Source organism: Microcoleus vaginatus PCC 9802, assembly GCA_022701275.1.
In the GTDB taxonomy this organism is placed as follows: Bacteria; Cyanobacteriota; Cyanobacteriia; order Cyanobacteriales; family Microcoleaceae; genus Microcoleus; species Microcoleus vaginatus_A.
Window position 1 is genome coordinate 2,177,680 of the sequence record CP031740.1, and the last position, 18,135, is coordinate 2,195,814.

Genomic DNA, 18,135 nt, shown 5'->3' on the forward strand with positions numbered 1-18,135 from the left:
TTGGCTGACAAAACAAACGAAATAAAAAGAGGAAAATACCATGTCCAATGCCATGATGGTAATTTACCCCTATCGCCAACAGTACACCTGGGTTTTTGACGACGAGCGAGTCGGGCTTGTCCGAGAACCATTTGTTCAGGGCGTCCCCGAAATGATTAACACGCTTGTCGCAGACATTCCCAATGCCGCTCAAGGTTTCCGACTTTTATTTTCAGCCAATCCATTTCCCGGATATCAAGCAGAAATGCTGTGGTTGAAAGCAGAATACGGCGGTAACTGGTATCGGTGGGAATCGAAAAATCTCGAAGGCTGGCTGTGTCCGGCTTTGCTCAAATACTTTCCAGAAGCACCGCCCAAGTTTTACTGCAAAGCTGAAAAACTGCAATAACCAACAGCAAGTCAATGAAAAACTTGTCAATTTTTAAAAGAAACTTTGTTGAACGAGTCGATCAAACATCTCGAAAAAAGCCTAAGTTCTTCGTATATGTAGTGGGGGTATTTTTCCTAGTCTTCACCGCCGCCATCTCGGCCACAATGGGGGCAATTACTGCCCTGTTAGCTCCCGTGGAACCCCCAATTATCAATAGAGTATTAGAGGCGACTGGCTTTGACTATCTATCCTCCAACCGCTCTGGATACCGCCTGTCGCGGTCAGTTAATATCTTGATATTGGGAATTGACGGCGTGCCGGAACCTGCCGTCGGCCCTAAGATATTTAACGGTCGCAGCGATACAATACTCTTATTCCACCTCGATCCTAGAGATAAATCTATTAGTTTGCTTTCAGTTCCACGAGATACTAAAGTCGAAGTTCCCGGAATGAGCTTCAGCAAAATTAGCGAAGCCAATGCTACGGGAGGAGCAGCTTTGGCGACGCAATTAGTTAGCAGTATGCTGAACAATACGAAAATTGAACGATACGTGCGAGTCAGCAGCAGTGCGTTTCGGGAATTAGTCGATTTGTTGGGTGGAGTTGAGGTATTTGTACCTCGCGCGATGTCCTATACAGATAGCGCCCAAAAGTTAAAAATAAACTTAGCCAAGGGATGGCAAACTCTCAACGGAGAACAAGCAGAACAATTTGCTCGATTTCGCAACGACGGTTTAGGAGATATCGGCCGCATTCAGCGGCAGCAATCTTTAATTCAAGCTATTCGGGACCGCCTCGCAAGTCCATCAGTATTGGTGCGCTTGCCACAAATTGTTCGATTGATGCAAAAATATGTGGATACAAACCTAAATTATGAGGAAATATTGACGCTGGCAAATTTTGGTTTGCAATTGGAGCGAGAGAATTTTAAAATGGTAATGTTGCCTGGAAGTTCTAGTCCAGAACAAGGGGATTTGAGGAGTTATTGGATTGTAGATGTGGTCGGGCTCGATCGCATTATCGCACAATATTTAAACCCGGGCGTGCCGGATTTTGCACAAGGACGATTTCGCAACACAACCGAGTCTGCTTTGCCCAAAAACCTCAAAATAGCTGTCCAAAACGCTTCTAGCAAACCGACAGCCGCCAAAACCGTTGGTGAGTTTCTCACAAAAAAGGGCTTTTTTAATGTATCTGTAGTGCAGGATTCGCCCGAGAAGCAGCGTCACAGTCAAATTATTGTTCAGCAAGGCGATTTAGAGGCAGCCAATCTACTGCAAAAAGAGTTAGGCGGCGGTAAAATTGAAGCATCTTCTACCGGTGAAATCAATTCTGACTTGACACTTCGCGTTGGCGAAGATTGGGTAAAACGATTTTAATTACTTATTAGTCAGTTGTTAGTTGTCAACAGTCAACAGTCAAAAATGCCCAATGCCCCATTCCCCATTCCCCATTCCCCATTCCCATCATCATGAAAAGTGTCTTCCGAATTTTCCTGAGCTTGGTTTTAAGTTTAGTGTTGGCTTTGGGGTGGGTGCTGCTGAGCGCAACTCCGGCATTTGCCCTGCCGAAAACAAGTATTAATTACACAAATATTAATTTGTCCGATCGCGATTTTTCCAACTCTGATTTAGCGGGGGGAACATTTGTCGCAGCCGAAATGCGGGGAACAAATTTTCAAGGTGCTGATTTAACTAATGCGATTTTGACTAAGGGAGTTTTGCTGAATGCCAACTTGTCAGGTGCCAACCTCTCCGGTGCTTTGGCAGATAGAGTTACATTCGACGGCGCTAATTTGACAAATGCTAATTTTTCCGAGGCAATTATGACTCGAACTCGGTTTTTTGATGCTGCCATTTCCGGCGCTGATTTTACTGACGCGATTATCGACGCTTATCAAGTGAGTATCCTGTGCGAGAAAGCAGATGGTGTCAATCCCGCGACGGGAGTTTCTACCCGAGAAAGTTTGGGATGTCCGTAGAAATTCACACTTAAAGAAAATCCCTGACTAATTATTTGATTAGATGCACCTGTAGCGAGATAAAATACACACATTAAAGCCCCTCTGCTGCAAGGCGAGGGGTTTGGGGAAATTTCCAAGTATCGGCTCTATCGAGCGCTACAAATGTCTGTGCTGGCAGTACCAACTACCAAATCGGAATTCAAAAGCAAATCTAAATCGGTGTCAGGATTAACAGCATACAAATCGACTTTATCTCGACCCAAAAACACTCCGATCAAAGTCCCGATTCCCGCACCGCCGAGCACCTCTTCAGTCGCGATCGCCCGATCGCCCGTAACACCTGCGATGGCCGCCGCTGCTGCTGCACCCAACGCCGTATTCTTAACCAGATTACCAACATTAACGCCCTTGGTAACAGTTTCTTTCTTAGTAATCACTTGCGAAGTGGCATTGAGAGGCACTCTGCTGCCGTTGATGATGCTTAATTCTTGAGCCACAAACTGAACGCCCGAAGCAGTCGATCGCAATTCGCCGCTAATTTTCGAGCCTTCGGGTATCAGCACTTGGCCATTATCCCCCGTGATATCCGCAGCTACAGTCAGCGTAATCGGAGACTTGTCATTGGGGCCGAGCAAAATCTTGCCTTTTGTGTACTCAATGGGGATAGTCACCCCCCTGGGAATTTGCACAGCAACAGATTCGCTAACATCAATCTTAGCAATGTAAGGAGAATTAATTGCTCTTGCTTGATTGGTACTCACTAATGTTTGATAGATAAAAGCAGCTACTTCAGCTCGCGTTGCTGACTTGTTGGGTTTGAGAGATTTAGGACTGGGATAGCTGACAACCAACTGTTTTTCAGTAGCAGCAGCAACGCTTTTAACAGCATAACTTTGAATCTCACCCGCATCATTATAGTAGCTGAGAACATCTTGAAAATCGCACTTAGGCTCATAGCCCATGCCGTTATTCAAAGCGACTACAACTTGAACGCGAGGAATCTGCTGTGTCGGCCTGAAAACATTGCCGGGATAGCCAGACATCCATCCCATTTCGTAAGCTTCTGCGATCGCCCCGCTTGCCCAAAAATTAGACGGAACATCGGCAAACCTTACAGCAGCGCGGGTTTTTGCCTTTTTCACAGAACGGATCATTGCCGCGAATTCAGCCCGTGTTACCGGTGCATCCGGGCGAAAACTGCCATCGGGAAATCCTTTGATAATTCCTCTTTCTGACAAATCTTGAATAAAATATTTTGCCCAGTAGTTATTATTAACATCCGAAAAAGCTGTCTGAGCAAAAGAAGGCGCGGGAGCTAGCATCGGCGCTGCGGTTCCGGCAACGGTTCCCAAGGTTAATAAAACAGATGTACCGGATTTGATGCGATGTAATACAGACATTTTTTGATTCTCCAATTTACACAATTTTTTTATTGAGGAGAACTAAGCTTTTGCTAGGCTGATTGATTCCTGTCCAACTTGCTCTTTCCCTCAGTTATGTAATCATTATTGAAAAATAATACTTCTTGTGCGGGGAAGATACGGTCTTTTAAAATAAATATTTTTATTCTTAGTGTGGAATTTTAAAATGCTTAAATTCCTTAAAATCCTTATGTTGCTTATCTCCCTTATCTACCTTGTGTCTGCAATTAACAGGATTTAGGGACAAAGCCGTTTGATATTAGTTAACTAAATTATCTAAAAGTGAATATAATTGACTCGATCGAGAAATACCTGTTTGTTGCTTATGAGTAGCCTGACGTTTGCCTCTGCCCATCAGCTAGCGCGAATGATTCGCGATCGCGAAGTCTCTGCCGTCGAAGTTCTCGACGCTTACCTTACTCAAATCGCAAAGCACAACTCGAAACTAAACGCCATTTGTACGCTGGATGAAGACAATGCCCGTACTAGAGCAAAACTTGCGGATGAAGCCCTAGCCAGAGGAGAAAACTGGGGTGCTTTACATGGGGTTCCCATCACGATTAAAGACATTTTTGAAACAGCCGGACTCCGCACCACAGCAGGCTATATTCCCCTCAAAGATTATGTGCCTCAACAGGATGCAACTGCTGTTGCGAGATTGCGGGCAGCAGGTGCCGTCATTATGGGAAAAACCAACATGGCGGAACTGGCGGCCGATTATCAAAGCACAAATTCTCTGTTTCCACGGGTGAATAATCCTTGGCATCTAGACTACACACCTGGTGGCAGTTCTGGAGGGAGTGCCGCTGCTGTCGCCGCAGGACTTTCACCGTTAGATTTGGGCAACGATTTCGGGGGTTCGGTGCGTCAGCCTGCTCATTTCTGCGGCATATATGGTGTGAACTAGCCAGCGCTGACATAAAGGTACAGCGTGAGCTTCTGACTTCAACGGGGATTGCGTCAACTTGGACTTGCGTCCCAGTTTCGGGCTCACATCCCCTCCATCAGCAGCAGTCCTGGCTCCCAAGACCGATAGCATTCTGATTCCTTCTGCTCTGATATTTATTGAGGCGTTTCCATCCCTATCGTGATGAGTACCACAACTAGGACAAGTCCATGTCCTAACATCTAATGGCATTTCATTCACCTGATAGTGGCAATTTGAGCAGAGTTTCGAGCTAGGGAACCATCGGTCAATCTCTACCAACACTTTGCCTTCGCGATCTAGCTTGTAACGCAAGAAATTGACAAATATTCCCCAACCTACATCAGAAATTGCTTGAGCTAGTTTGTGGTTGCGAACCATGCCCTTAACGTGAAGGTTTTCGACTACGATGACTTGGTTATCGTCAACAAGCCTTCTAGATAGCTTATGCAAGTAGTCTTGACGGACATTGCTAATTCGTTCGTGAACCCTAGCCACCAGTTTCCTGGCTTGATCTCTCGACTTGCTTCCTTTCTCCTTTCTTGCTAGTTTTTGGTGTTTTCTTTTGAGGTTGCGTTCGTGTTTTGCTAAATGCTTAGGGTTAGGATATTTAGATGTCTTGATGCCATCATTGACAATCGCAAAATCTTTCAATCCCAAGTCAATTCCTGCAACTTTTCCACCGGTGCTTGCAACTGGTTTGTCTCCTTCGACTTCTGTCAGCACAGAGGCATAGTATTTCCCTGAAGGAGTAACACTGACGGTTACGGTTTTGATAGTTCCCTCGATCGGTCGATGTAACTTGGCTTTGACAATGCCGACACGACCGGGAAACTTGATAAACTCGTCAACAAGTTTGACTGATTGCGGGTACTGAATTGACTGCCTATTTTTTTTTGATTTGAATCTAGGGTATTTTGCCCGGGATTCAAAAAAGTTTTTGTAAGCAGTTACCAAGTTGAGCGTAGTGGATTGCAAAACTTGAGAGTAACACTCCGACAACCATTGTGTTTCTTCTTGTTTTTTGAGATTTGGTAGGAGTTTGTTCAATGCAATTTGAGTCAAGCCTTTACCCGTATTTTTGTAGGTTTCAATACACATATTGAGTGCGTAATTCCACCACCAGCGAGAACAGCCAAAGTGCTGAGCTAATATCGTCTGTTGTTCAATTGTTGGATACAGTCTAACTTTGACGGCTTGATGTTGCATTGCTTCCACCTCCTTTTAGGATTATATACATTCCTGATAAAAAGTCACCCGAGTTGGCAAATTTTACGCCTGTTTGACCGGATAAAATTTGCTTGGGGTGTCCATGTATCCCAACGCTGACCCAAAGGGTACAGCCTGGGACTTATCGCTCCCCCAAACCCCCTCAAAAGTTAAAGCCGACAGATCGCCGTATTTCTACAGCAGGGCAGATTCCTGAAGTGCCGGGAATGCCACTGTCTATTCGGCAAATGATGACCGTTGGCTGTTTTGCACGATCGCTCGAAGACATCCGGCTATGTTTTTCCTTAATTGCAGGCGCGGATCGGCGACGCCCTGATGTCCCGCCGATTCCCCTCGATAGACCCTCTGGCAAGCCTTTGCAGGATCTCAAAATCGCTTGGAGCGATGAATGGCCCGAAGTTCCCGTTGCTTCTGAAATTCGAGCAGCTATGGAGTCGATCGTGCAGACACTCTCTGAGGCAGGTGTCCAAACCGAACGCTGGCTTCCCAAAGACTTTGACCTTTCAAAAATATTGAATCTCTACGGACGGATCTCAATGTACCTCACTATCTACGCTCAACCGCAGGATAGATATAACCTGCGTCGTAGTTTAGAGTTAATCTTCCGCACCGCAACCCAAGGCGACAAGGAACTCCGAAAATTGGGAGATTTCAGCAGATTCCTACCTGAGATATTGAATCCAAGTTTGAAAGGATATTTCGAGGCACTAACACAGCGCGATCGCTTCACTGCCGATATGGATGAGGCATTAGAACCGTGGGATGTATGGCTTTGTCCAGTTGCGGCAACCGCTGCGTTTACCCATCGTCCCGCTTGGAGTGCCGTTGATGTTAATGGCAGATCCTGGGGGGGTGACAAAGAGGCCTAGGAGATAGACCGAATCAGGGTTGCAGCCCGCATACCTTGTTGATAAAAGCGACGTTTATTTGGAGTTAACTTTATTAACTGTTCCACCACATCAGAATATTGTTCGAGATAATTAACCCACTTTTCTCCATCTAAGCCAACACCAAATGTACTCCGTCTTCGATATCTTTTTTTAGGTTCTTGACGCCGACATACATATTTTTCTACCTGCTTTTTCCGAAGAGATGTGCCTTCAAATATTGCCGAACTGTAGGCGAGTGTCATGAGCAGAATTATGTTAATCAGTCGATTTTCTTTTAAGCTAGTTCCTTCCAGAGCGTAGCCTCCTGTTTTACAATCTCTAAACATTTCTTCAATGCCCATCCGTTGCTTGTAAGCATCGATAGCTGCCGATAATGAACCTAAATCTGTGAGAATAAACCATGCTTCATCAACCTTCCATGCTCCATAGTTTCTTTTCCACTTACAAGCAACATCAAATCCCGTGGCAGGCCGAGTTTTCCTAACTCTTTTACCTTGAAAATATAAAGAGGTTTAAGAGTACTATTCCTAATTCATCTAACCGCTGCCAAACTAAATGTTCTATTTCGATAGAATGATTCCTCTTTATTCTTAAGCAAAAAGACACACCCTTTTCCTTCAGCCAGTTTCCTAAATCGACCGAACAAAATTCACGATCTCCTAAAACGATGACTTTATATTCTGAAAACAATGGTAAAACTTGCTGTAGATTTGTAGTTTGTTCCTCGAAGTTGCTGCTGCCCAATTTCGGCAACAATGACCAGTACAATGGAATTGCTCTTCGCTCCCAGATTAAGCTAACCATGAACAGATTAATACAGCCCCATTGACTGATCTCGATTGCGATTGATAAGCGAGTACCAACACGGCAATAAGTGGTCAACCAATAAGTAATTAATGGGAACCAAATTAATTCGATTGTTAAGTTCGGTAAATCTAAAAATCTTTGTAATTTACGTCGCCGACTTTCGGCTGTAATTAGACAGGGAAATACTCGGGAGAGCCGCTCTAATCTCACTTGTTTTTCTGATTGCATCAAGGATAGCAAAATTGTCATCACCAAAAACTGAGATGGCGTCAGGTGTTTTTGTAAATGAGTCTGGTAGAATCTTGGTATCATTATTTTTTTGGATAGGCAAGCGTGTAACAACTCTGCTGCCTATCTTTTTTTACCACAAGTTGGCTCAATCCTTACTAACTATGGGTTTGGGGCGGGTCGTCACCCCCCCAGTGGCAGATCCTATCCTTATGCAGTGGCAAACGGGGCTTACACCATGCCTTCTAATCTGAGCGGACATCCTGCGGTGGTAATTCCAATTGGACAAACTCAAAATGGTTTACCGATTGGAATGCAAATTGTTGGTAAGCGGTGGCGTGAAATGGAGTTGTTGGCGATCGCAGAAGCGATCGACAAAGTGGTTGGTAGTTTGCAACACCCACCTGGTTACTGATCTTGGGTCGTGTGTCAAGATTAACTCGAATACAATTTTTTTTCAATTTTTATAGGTAGTATTGCAGTATGGGTGAGTTAATTGTGCGTTTTTTAAAGTTCCTAAACCCCCATCAGCTTTTCTTGTAATATGGTCGATACTGTTAAATCGGCTAGGCAGATACCCTCCACAAATTTTACAAACTGGCCAGCCTGGTAGAGCCTCTCTGATAAACGCAGATGCTTTGGTTTCTCTAGAAAATTCTTTACTCTGAATTTCACCTGTGTCGGCTTTCTTTGGAATTTTCAGAGTCGCAAATCTTTTATCGCCCGATCTTATTTCTGTGATAACATTCTTTTTATCTATACCTCCTGACAACTTATTAATGACTTCTAAGTAGAAGTCTCTCACTAGCTCTCTAGCTTGTAATGCGTCACTCTTCTTGGCAACAAGTTGTGGAACCATATCATAATTCCAAATTACCCATTCAAAGTCTTTTCTTACCTTTATCAATTTAGACCAGGATTTAGTCTCTTGTAAATGTAAAATTAAACTGACCACCCCATAAAAGGAACCAATTTTTGGCTTTCCTTGTTGAGTATAAAAGTATACCAGTGGATGTAAACCGAGAGATGAAGGATCGCTGCTATTAATTCTTTGAGCCACTTTTTTGCACTGCTTTAGTAGCTCAATAGTTTGATCGCCTGTTGAATCTTCTCCCAACTGATTATCGGTTGATATGTTATTGACAATATTTATAAATTCTAAAATCAATTCCAGCTTATCCGAAGATGAAAGATTGCCCACAATTGGTACATCTAATGTTTTAATGGGATTTGAAAGTTTGGGCTGAAATATAAGTTGGTGTATTTCTTGCGCTACTGTTTCAATCTCATCCTGTTTTTCTTCAGAGAAATCCGACCAATATTTATGACCATTACCACTTCTCACGATCGCACGCGCCGCTACACCATTGGGTGTTTTACGTGCTTGTAGCAACCTCATCTCAGTCTCGCTAATCGGGGCTGCTTTCTGGTTGATTTTGAAAAAAGATTCCTCCGCTTTCATAGCATCACCTTCAACCCATTGAAGTGAAATCGCTGAGGCCCCTAAGTTCCTGGTTCTTTCCAGCATTTTAGGATTAACTTGGCCTGCTTGTGAAGTCAATGATTGATAATCTTTGTAAGCTCCTATTTTCTCTTTAATTAGTTTGCGAGTTTCTTTGGCGGCCTCTTTCTGTTCGTCAGTGATGTTGCCGTCATAAAATTGTTTAGAAATCTTACCATCGCCATAATCATCATTAATCCAAGCAAGTAACGAACTCAGTCGATGAGAACCATCAACGACAAAATAGTGGCTACTACCTCGCCAAAGAATAACTGCGGGGATTAAATCTCCATCTAAAAAACTTTCAATAAACTCGCATATTTTTTCGGCATCCCATTCATTAGTTTCTCTTTGAAAATCCGGTTTTCGCAAAAACGGATAGAAGAAAGAACTTTGTTCTAGATCGCGAATACCTATAGTGAGGATACTTCTTCCCATATTGCGTTCTTGCTGATCTTTAATTTCAAATGCGTCTCGGGGAATAAGTGCATCTAGACTAACTGGAGCATTTTTGGATGATTTGGCCATTTTAAGTACCGATTGTTACTTCTTAGTGTTTCTTGAGTTTTCGCTTGATAATGTTCCGTTTGAGCGTTGCAAGTCAGATCAATTTTGATTGCTGAATCACGCGGCATATTGCCAGTTCAGAATGCTGCGAAAGTTAGCCCTGATGACGGATGAATACTAACTAATGACTAATAGAGGCGATCGGCTCCCAACTGGTCACATCTTCAAATAAAGATTGATAGCCCGCTGCATTGGGATGAAGCCCATCGGAAGTTAGACACGAACTACACCAAATATTGCCCCGAGCGAGCCATTTATCAAAAATATCTAAATAGGGAATTCCCCGCAACTCACAAGCTAATTTCGTTGCTTCCTTATACCGATATTGGTCAGCATGACTGTAATACAAACAATCTTGAAAAGGCATTTTACTTTCATCCACCGGCACCATCCCGACAAATATCACCGGACAAAGTTGTTTGGAAGTGTCTAATAAATTATCCAAAACAGTCTTAAAATGTTCAAACTCAGTGTAGCTGCGCCCGGTAGGCGACTGCACTCTCGCCGAATCGTTGAGGCCTACGGAAAGAATAATCGCATCCGGGACGCGGTTTCTGAGCTCGCCACGGTGGCGAAACTCGTTTTCGAGCCGCTGGGAGACTTGATAGGTGCGATCGCCCCGAACGCCCAAATTGTATAAAACGTGTCCTGCACTCTCCGGTAACATCCACTGGCGCCGCAATCTTTCCACCCAGCCACCGCCTACACCGTCGCCGAAACCGTAGATTAAGCTGTCACCGAAAGCAACCAATTTGAGGGGATGAGAATTTCCCCGATGCAAGTGACCAAAGGAATAGGCTGTTGCTACCTGCATAAGCAATGATACTCAGTTAATAAATTATGAATCTTGACATACTAGACTAGAATGTAACATTACATAAAGTAGGGAGTCTCATGGCTAAGCGTCCAACTTTCGATTCAACTCAGCTAACCCGTCGGGCGGAAGAGTTGATTAACGGTGCATCCAACCGCTATCGGATTACGGTGCAGGTGGCGAACCGCGCAAAACGCCGTCGCTATGAAGATTTTGATAATATGGACGACCATCAAATGAAACCTGTAATGCGGGCGATATTTGAGATGTCGGACGAACTGACTCAGCCGGAAATTATCGGAGACATCTAGACTTCGGGAGTTTTGGGTTTTGAGTGGTGAATTGCGAGCAATTTTTTTAAACTCCACACTCAAAACTTTCTCAAACTAGACTAGCGGGCAAGGGCGAGAAACCCGGTTTCTTCTTAGCTGTCTCGTTGACAAACTTCTGATTTTCCTAAACCGGGTTTCTTTTCCTAAGTCCTAAAATTAGAAACTAGGACATCTGCTTGGGGGTAAGTTTATGAAATTATTCTATTTTTGAAATTATTGTCAAAACCGTGAATAGATTAAAGCAGGGCTTAAGTTTTCTGTTCGTTACTTTGACTGTGGCGATTTTCACGCTTTTGAGTTGGGTATTGGAATCCGGGGAACTGAGTATGTCGGCTTTGGAACCTTCGCTGCTGCGGAGTTCAGAGTCGGCCTCAGTGCAGCGGGTGGCTCAACAATCTGCGTCACCCCAAGTGAGGGTGCAAGATGCGTGGAAATTGGTGTACGAAAAATTACCGGATTTCCCGATCGAAAATAACTACATTTCTCAAGAAACGGGAAAAGTCGATCCTACCAATACTTTAGTCGGGCGGTTGATTCGATATCACGTATTTGTCAAAGGACGGCCGCCCAATTACCGCTTTGATTGGAAGTTGAGTTTAGCTGACTATTTGGGGGCGACTCCCGATTATTTGGTAGAAAGCGTGTATCCGGGAAAAGACGTTTTGCGCTCAAATCCAATGGAACAGGATCGCGCTGCTATTCAGAGGTTAAATAGAGCACAGCGCGATGCTTTGGTTCAAGCTTTGGTGGATGTTTTTACGGAGAATTCCGGGGGTGGGCGCACACCGGCGGGGGAAAAACCACAAGGGCGATCGAATTCGCCGGAGATACCGCAGCCGCAGCCGGGAGATGCGAAGTTGCTGGCACCTTAATACTCATGGATACAGAAACCGAGTTTTATTACGGAAATATTGCTGTTGAGCCTTTAACACAGGTAAAAAACCCGTTTTCTTTCGTATTTATGGGTAAGCCCCACTAATCTAAAATCCAAAATCTAAAATCTAAAATCTAAAATCCCTTAATGGTGGAACGTGTAATTAAAACGGGTGTTGGGTGGCGTTTGGGATGGAACCCGGAGGCGGAGGAGTTTAAGGGTTTGGTGGCGGGCGACGGTTGGGCGATCGAACTCACAGAGGCTGAGTTAAACGATTTTTGCCGATTGTTGGGGCAATTAGCAGGCACAATGAGTCAAATGGCCTCTGAGTTAATGGACGAGGAAAAAATCGCCATTGAAGCCGAAAGCGACTTGCTGTGGGTGCAGGTCGAAGGCTATCCCGAAGCTTACAGCCTGCAATTGATCTTGAATGCTGGCAGGAGGTGCGAGGGTTTTTGGCCCACGGCTGCGGTTCCGACTTTGGTGCAGGCTGCAAAAGTTTTAAAAGTTTTTTGACTTTTTCGGGAATTCTATGCTAAGCTGTTAAAGCTGTCGGGGCGTAGCGCAGCTTGGTAGCGCACTACTTTGGGGTAGTAGGGGTCGTGGGTTCAAATCCCGCCGCTCCGATAGATGGAATCCTTATACACTAAGGATTCCATTATTTTTGGTAGATTTTCACCCTGTGCTCAGACACTGCCAAATCCTGCCAAATTAAGCCATACTCGGACAAGAAGTGAGATAAAACTGAGATACCGAAAATATGGCTTCCGGCTACATGGCGGTACAGGTTGTTAAGAATCGACTCCCTTTGGCTTGGTCATGGCAGTGCAAGCGTTTTTGGCTGTACATCGGTCTGCCGGATACGATCGTCGATCGCAAAGCCACCTCGATGAAAGCCAGCCAAATTGAACTCGACCTGGCTAGTGGCAACTTTGACCCCTCTCTGGCAGGTAGTCCTAAATATGTAATGATTCGTTATAAGGGTGAATAAAATACCACAAGGCTCAAATATGAGTTTATAATTTTTTATAAAAAGATAAAGTTTTTCACTCCTCACCTCGAAATCCCTTGTCTTAACTTATTATTAAACCGTTCAATATGGCTAGTTTTGCTGCTACTTTTGCTTACAGATTTATAGTCATTTCAAATAAAAAAGAGACACTATTGAGCGCAGCAGGCACAGATGAGTTCATCTAAAGATGTGCCAGGAGGAGCATACATTCGGGTTCGCTTTAAGGCCCTAAAATCCTGTTCAATATCGTTCCGGTCGGGAGAATAGTTCGGGAGAAAAAGAACTGGATAACCCGTTTCGTCTACCAGTTCTCCAATGGCTGTTTTTCGATAATCGGTGCATGATCCATGATTAATATAGATGGCTTTGTTAGAGAGGGTAATCAATATAAAGATAACCACCCTTCAAAGCCTTCTGCATTGAGGCTTCCCGTAAAAACCCTTGGGGCAATTAAGTTCTTTTTTCCTTTCCGTTTTCCTGCTACTAGATTTTCTCTTTTCCCCGTTTTCCGGACTTTTCACCCCAGATTTTTTTTTCTTTTTTGGACCAGCCCTAAGCACAATCTTGAAACGACTCAAATCCTGATTCATCAAGAAAAACCAGACTTTGACTTCCCGATACTTTAATCAATTCTCTGAGAGGAGAGTAGTCTTTCATTCTTTTTTTTCTGTTTCTCTCCTGGTAACCAAGTTCTTTTTTTTCGGGTAATTTTCATTTCTTTAAGAGCATAAGATCGGGCACTGGGTCTGATCCCAAACTTCTTGGCTATGTCGATTAATCTGGCATCTGGATTCTTTTTAACATCCTTTTCCAATGCCTTCCAATCTAGTTTTCTCTTACGTCTTTTTACCTTTGTAGCTTAAATGTCTGACCGACAGAGCCACCGATATATCGTTGTTATTCCTACCTTAAATAGGACAGCAGCGTGGGCGAGACGAACGCCCTTTTCTACTTAGTCCACTACTCTTTTTCTCAAATCTATGCTGTAAGAAATTTTCCTAACTCGTTAACGATTTTTGTTCATTTTTTAATATTCTCATACCTATTTGAAATGACTATATCTAACCCCCCAAAGCAGAACCTCAATTATGCAAGGGATGGAAGAGGTTGCCTTGCTTTTGCCACGCCCGAAAAGCAGGCTCTCATCGCTTGCTCCATTCTTGGAAGGAAGCACTTCTATTCAAGGAAGCAGCAGTTTCAATAGTTTCCCCTGGTGGTATTCTGGTGGCAAGTAACCTACAATTCTGACGTTCTTGGTTGTCATGTAAGGAGAGCGGGTAAAAATAATGCCGTTTCAGGGAATCCGATGCCAACAGAGCTAGTTAGCTATAGTATGCTGTTGGGGTACTCTTCAGGTTTACTGAAGCACGATCGCGCTTTAGCTAGCAGCGTATGTCTAGCTGTGCTACTTTACTACAGATAAGCCGGTGATTAGAGGCGATCGCCAATGCTGTGTAGCTTCGCAGACTCAATGAAATTGGTGTTGACAAGCGTGATTTTTATTTGCAGACTAACTGAAATTAGTGCGGGTTTACGGCACTTGTAGGGAGTTCTTCTAAGGCTTTCCCAAATAAAGAATACCGAGAGCAATTGTAGCTCCCGGTATCAGTTTTTCCAATTCCGTTGTTGTTAGGTAAATCCAATGAGGCTCAATTTGGTAAAATTTGCCTCACTCAATTAAGCACAGCCTTCTGCGTACTGAGTTCACCATTCGGTACACCAAACGCCGATCGTTATTAATTAGCCTGTTCCAGAGCGGGATTTGCTGGAGCTCCAGCAACTTGAGCCAAGTTAATCTTGACGACTTTATTGCGAGCTTCAGTCACTTTGGGCAGGGTTAGCGTTAGAATGCCATCTTTGTATTCAGCTTGCACAGAGTCATTTTGAATGTGTGCGGGCAAGGGAAGCACCCGGTGGAATTTGCCATAGCGGAATTCTGAGCGGACGTAGCGGGGTTTTTCTTCTGTGTTTTCGTAGCGACGCTCGCCAGAGATAGAAATTGCTTCGCGAGTGACTTGAACGTCAATGTCTTTGGGGTCAATTCCAGGCAGTTGCGCTTTTAATACGAAGTTGTCCCCAGCATCAACCAATTCCAGAGCGGGCATCCAAGCGGCTTCTGAGTTATCTCTCGTTGTTGCCCGTTGGTCAAAAACTTTATCGAGTTGCTCGCGGATGGTTTCAATTTCTGTGAAGGGTTGCCAATAGCGCATCAACATAATCTGTCACCTCAAAGATTGGTAAGACTTTATAACGAATGTTTGGGCTGAAGCTCATTGCTTACAGTTATTATGATGGCGCTTTATAAGTAGGAGGAACAGCCAGGAAAACCCCACTAAGTTGGTCGTATTTACCAGAATGAACGTGAAAGAATCCGAATTACTTGGCAGTGAAGAAAACCGTACAAAGCTATTCCTAGAAACCGAAAAGGCTGTAGCAACGCCATGATGAGCCAGCCTCAGAACCCTGCACGGCGCAAGCGTCGCCGGAAGTATCGCCGGTGTTGCCAACCGTACCCAAAACAGGGTGCGGGTGATGTGTAGCAGGCGCGTAAGGACGTGCAGAGCAGGTAATCGCTGCTTTCCCATAGCCATCGCTCGCTGTATGAGGGATCTCGCATAATCCCACTCTTAAACACGCGATCGCCCAAGAGGCTATGTGTCGTTAGTTCAACCATGTAGTAAGAGCCTAAAGCGCTTCTGTAAACTGTGTAAGAGTCAATGGCTGTACTTGGGAGCGATGACTACGCCCCCTTCCGACGCACTTATCTAATCCGTTGGCATCTGGGTTTTGACTCACATTATCTTCCTTCTCGATAAAACTCAAGAAGAGCGCTTTATAAGAGACATAATTTTTGGAAAAAAACGATATCGGAGATATTGGAAGTTAGCACGGGCCCCGAAACTTTACCGCCAAACTCTACTTGGTATGTGATGACAGAAATTTCCGACCTTAGCTACAAAGATGTCGGAAATATATACGGCTGTATAAATTGGGTATAATATGCCCTAAAAATGATAAAAAATGAATTGGGATGGGCGGATTTTCGTCTGAGTCGTTATGAAAGTATTCAGAAATGGTGGCAATTGGTTAGTAGTGCTTACTTATTGGTCAGTTTATTCGCGCCCCCTTGGAGAGACTCAAATTCATCACCTGTGAATCTTCCTAGTCAGTCAGTTATCAATCTGCTCTCAGAACCTCCTAATTGGGATTTGTCCAAGGGATGGAAAAATTTCCTAAATAATTGGCGCTTAATTATTAGCCAGCCATTTATCTACTTCAATCTCCTCCAAGCCTGGTTGAATATATTTCCAATTCCGCAATTATCTTTGGGATTTCCTAGGCTAATTTCTTTGATGAATTGCTTTGCCAGTCCTATGGCTCAAACGACTTTTACCCCTGATTGTCTATTTTCCGGTGCTTAGGCTGACAGAAGAGCGATAATCATAAAAAAAAGGCGTTTGTCAAGTACAAACGCCTTTTATAGAATTACGAACGCGGCGTCTTATCTTGTTTAAACGACGCTAACCATTCGCGAATTTGGTCGGCCGCAATCTCGCGCCCGCCCAAACCAAAAGCTAGAGCAATACCAACTGCGATCGCCCCAAGCAGCAGTCCGAAAGCCAAATTCACAATATCGCTGCCAATGCCCATCTGTTGCAGCGCCAAGGCCGAAACAAAGGCAATAATCGCAATCCGAGCCGTTTGGCCCAAAAGCCGCGCTTGGCGAGTTCCAGAACTGGCAATCAAACTAAACGCCAGATTCGCCAAATACAAGCCGATCGCAAATACCACCAAACCGGCCAGCACCCGACCTGCAACCAGCACAATACCGCTGACAATCGCCGTCAGTGCCGGAATCCCCAGCACATCGGTAGCCGCCACCACAGCAAACAGCATGATGCCCACCTGCACCACAATGCCGACAAACTCAGAAGGCGTGCGGGCCGCCGGAAGTTCCGGTTCCTGAAGAATCGTTGCGTCGGGATCGATCGAACTCGGCGGTAGCCGCAGGCGCTGTTTCGGCTGCTGCACTCCCAACCAAGAAAAGACATTGTTAAAGCCAATTCCCGTCAGGATATTAGTCACCAAATCGCTGATCCAGCGGCCCAAAATGTAAGCAACCGCCAGAATTAGGGCTGCTGTAAAAATGTTGGGAAGCGCGCCCAGAATCGTGTTGAGCATCGCGATTGCCGGCTGCGAAATCGCCTGAATGTCCAAAGCGTTCAGAGCTGCGATCGCCGTTGGAATCAAAATCAAAACATAGACGATCGTCCCGACAATCCACGACAGCGATTGTCCGCCCGAAGTCCGCGAAATTCCAAACCGAGCGCCCAAACCGTCCGCCCCAGCAGCAGCCAACAGATTCGTGACAATCCGCCGCACCACCATAGCCAGCAGCCAGCCCACAAACCCAATCAGCACAGCTTCCAGAATTTTCGGAATTGCCGCCAGAATTTGGTTGAGTAAATTATTAACCGGCAGCAGAGCCTGCTGCATTTCCAGTGAGTCGAGAATCAGCGGCAAAAACAGCAGAAAAATGAACCAGTACAGCGCATTCGCCACAGTATCGCTCAGCAGCAAAGGGCGCTCAGTGGACGCATTGCCCACCTCCTGATTCAAGCGCTCGTCCACGCTAAAAGTCCGCATCGCCCGCGATACAGCCATTTTGGCTACAGTTGCCAACACCCAAGCAATGCCCAACCAAATTAGCGCGCCGGCTAACTTCGGCAAGAAACCGGTAATTTGATTAAGAAAAGTATTGAGGGGTTGCGAGACAGCCGTTAGATTCAGGCGGTTGAAAAAGGCAATTAGGAAAAAGATAAAAATGATCCAGAACACCGCTGTGGAAATCCATTTTTCCACTTGCGGGGCTCCAGCTCCTTCCGGTCGGCCGGTAATCCAAGCCGCCAGCCGATTGTCGAGCGTAGTCTTCTTGAGCAATCCCCCGACTACAGATGAGACGAGGGCTGATACTATCAAGCCAATTAGCAGGATACCGACGGCCCAGAGGAGATTTTCAATGTTTGAGCCCTGAAGGAAATTGTTAATTCCGCGTTCTGCATCTGTCAGGGCATTCCCGGGCTGGGCCTGTGCCAAAATGCGATCGGACAAAGCCGCTATTGGCCCCGATACCGGTTGAGTTATCTCTTGCCAAGTTTCATTCATTTTTTTCTCAGGTTAACGTCAGATTTGACAGGGAG

13 protein-coding genes, 1 tRNA gene and 6 pseudogenes are annotated in these 18,135 nt (G+C 44.9%); 12 read left to right on the forward strand and 8 right to left on the reverse strand.

What is annotated here, in order from left to right:
• Positions 1-40: 40 nt before the first annotated feature.
• From D0A34_08915 to D0A34_08925, 3 genes are all read left to right on the forward strand, one after another.
• A complete protein-coding gene (locus D0A34_08915; GenBank protein ID UNU18974.1) occupies positions 41-388 on the forward strand; it encodes a hypothetical protein in 348 nt (115 codons plus the stop codon).
• A 14-nt stretch (positions 389-402) separates the two neighbouring features.
• Entirely contained in the window at positions 403-1,749 is a 1,347-nt protein-coding gene (locus D0A34_08920; protein UNU18975.1) for a LytR family transcriptional regulator, read from the forward strand.
• A gap of 92 nt (positions 1,750-1,841) precedes the next feature.
• Entirely contained in the window at positions 1,842-2,351 is a 510-nt protein-coding gene (locus D0A34_08925) for a pentapeptide repeat-containing protein (GenBank protein ID UNU18976.1), read from the forward strand.
• Positions 2,352-2,479: 128 nt separating this feature from the next.
• Here D0A34_08925 and D0A34_08930 read toward each other — a convergent pair whose 3' ends face one another.
• The gene (locus D0A34_08930) at positions 2,480-3,733 is read right to left on the reverse strand and encodes an S-layer homology domain-containing protein (GenBank protein UNU18977.1); all 1,254 of its coding nucleotides are present in this window, start codon (positions 3,731-3,733) and stop codon (positions 2,480-2,482) included.
• A gap of 346 nt (positions 3,734-4,079) precedes the next feature.
• Here D0A34_08930 and D0A34_08935 point away from each other — a divergent pair.
• Positions 4,080-4,655: pseudogene (locus D0A34_08935) on the forward strand (amidase).
• Between the two features lie 24 nt (positions 4,656-4,679).
• On the opposite strand, the pseudogene D0A34_08940 reads toward D0A34_08935, so the two are convergent.
• Positions 4,680-5,888, reverse strand: a pseudogene (locus D0A34_08940) (transposase).
• A gap of 170 nt (positions 5,889-6,058) precedes the next feature.
• Between D0A34_08940 and D0A34_08945 the strand changes: the two are divergent.
• Positions 6,059-6,757, forward strand: a pseudogene (locus D0A34_08945) (amidase).
• 17 nt (positions 6,758-6,774) lie between these two features.
• Here the strand turns inward: D0A34_08945 and D0A34_08950 are convergent.
• Positions 6,775-7,918: pseudogene (locus D0A34_08950) on the reverse strand (IS4 family transposase).
• Between the two features lie 112 nt (positions 7,919-8,030).
• Here D0A34_08950 and D0A34_08955 point away from each other — a divergent pair.
• Positions 8,031-8,249 (forward strand): annotated as a pseudogene (locus tag D0A34_08955) (amidase).
• A 42-nt stretch (positions 8,250-8,291) separates the two neighbouring features.
• On the opposite strand, the gene D0A34_08960 reads toward D0A34_08955, so the two are convergent.
• Together D0A34_08960 and D0A34_08965 are read right to left on the reverse strand one after the other, a co-directional pair.
• Positions 8,292-9,863 (reverse strand): DUF262 domain-containing protein, encoded by a 1,572-nt coding sequence (locus tag D0A34_08960; protein UNU18978.1) that lies wholly within the window; start codon positions 9,861-9,863, stop codon positions 8,292-8,294.
• Positions 9,864-10,023: 160 nt separating this feature from the next.
• Positions 10,024-10,716 carry a G-D-S-L family lipolytic protein gene (locus D0A34_08965; GenBank protein ID UNU18979.1) on the reverse strand — a complete coding sequence of 231 codons (693 nt, stop codon included), beginning with the start codon at positions 10,714-10,716 and terminating at the stop codon, positions 10,024-10,026.
• A gap of 80 nt (positions 10,717-10,796) precedes the next feature.
• On the opposite strand from D0A34_08965, the gene D0A34_08970 reads away from it, so the two are divergent.
• The 5 genes from D0A34_08970 to D0A34_08990 all read left to right on the forward strand — a co-directional run bounded on the left by D0A34_08970 (position 10,797) and on the right by D0A34_08990 (position 12,913).
• Positions 10,797-11,027: a DNA-directed RNA polymerase subunit omega gene (locus D0A34_08970; GenBank protein UNU18980.1), complete on the forward strand. Its 231-nt coding sequence runs from the start codon at positions 10,797-10,799 to the stop codon at positions 11,025-11,027.
• Between the two features lie 248 nt (positions 11,028-11,275).
• Positions 11,276-11,920, forward strand: coding sequence for a hypothetical protein (locus D0A34_08975; protein UNU18981.1), 645 nt, complete (start codon positions 11,276-11,278; stop codon positions 11,918-11,920).
• A 149-nt stretch (positions 11,921-12,069) separates the two neighbouring features.
• A complete protein-coding gene (locus D0A34_08980) occupies positions 12,070-12,438 on the forward strand; it encodes a DUF1818 family protein (GenBank protein UNU18982.1) in 369 nt (122 codons plus the stop codon).
• Between the two features lie 37 nt (positions 12,439-12,475).
• Positions 12,476-12,549 (forward strand) — tRNA-Pro (locus D0A34_08985).
• 133 nt (positions 12,550-12,682) lie between these two features.
• Positions 12,683-12,913: a DUF3596 domain-containing protein gene (locus D0A34_08990; GenBank protein ID UNU18983.1), complete on the forward strand. Its 231-nt coding sequence runs from the start codon at positions 12,683-12,685 to the stop codon at positions 12,911-12,913.
• Positions 12,914-13,083: 170 nt separating this feature from the next.
• Here D0A34_08990 and D0A34_08995 read toward each other — a convergent pair.
• Positions 13,084-13,928, reverse strand: a pseudogene (locus tag D0A34_08995) (IS630 family transposase).
• A gap of 742 nt (positions 13,929-14,670) precedes the next feature.
• Entirely contained in the window at positions 14,671-15,150 is a 480-nt protein-coding gene (locus tag D0A34_09000) for an Hsp20/alpha crystallin family protein (protein ID UNU18984.1), read from the reverse strand.
• 795 nt (positions 15,151-15,945) lie between these two features.
• On the opposite strand from D0A34_09000, the gene D0A34_09005 reads away from it, so the two are divergent.
• On the forward strand, positions 15,946-16,356 hold the full coding sequence (locus tag D0A34_09005) for a hypothetical protein (protein ID UNU18985.1): 411 nt from the start codon (positions 15,946-15,948) through the stop codon (positions 16,354-16,356).
• Between the two features lie 64 nt (positions 16,357-16,420).
• On the opposite strand, the gene D0A34_09010 is transcribed toward D0A34_09005, so the two are convergent.
• Entirely contained in the window at positions 16,421-18,100 is a 1,680-nt protein-coding gene (locus D0A34_09010) for a hypothetical protein (protein UNU18986.1), read from the reverse strand.
• Positions 18,101-18,135 lie beyond the last annotated feature (35 nt).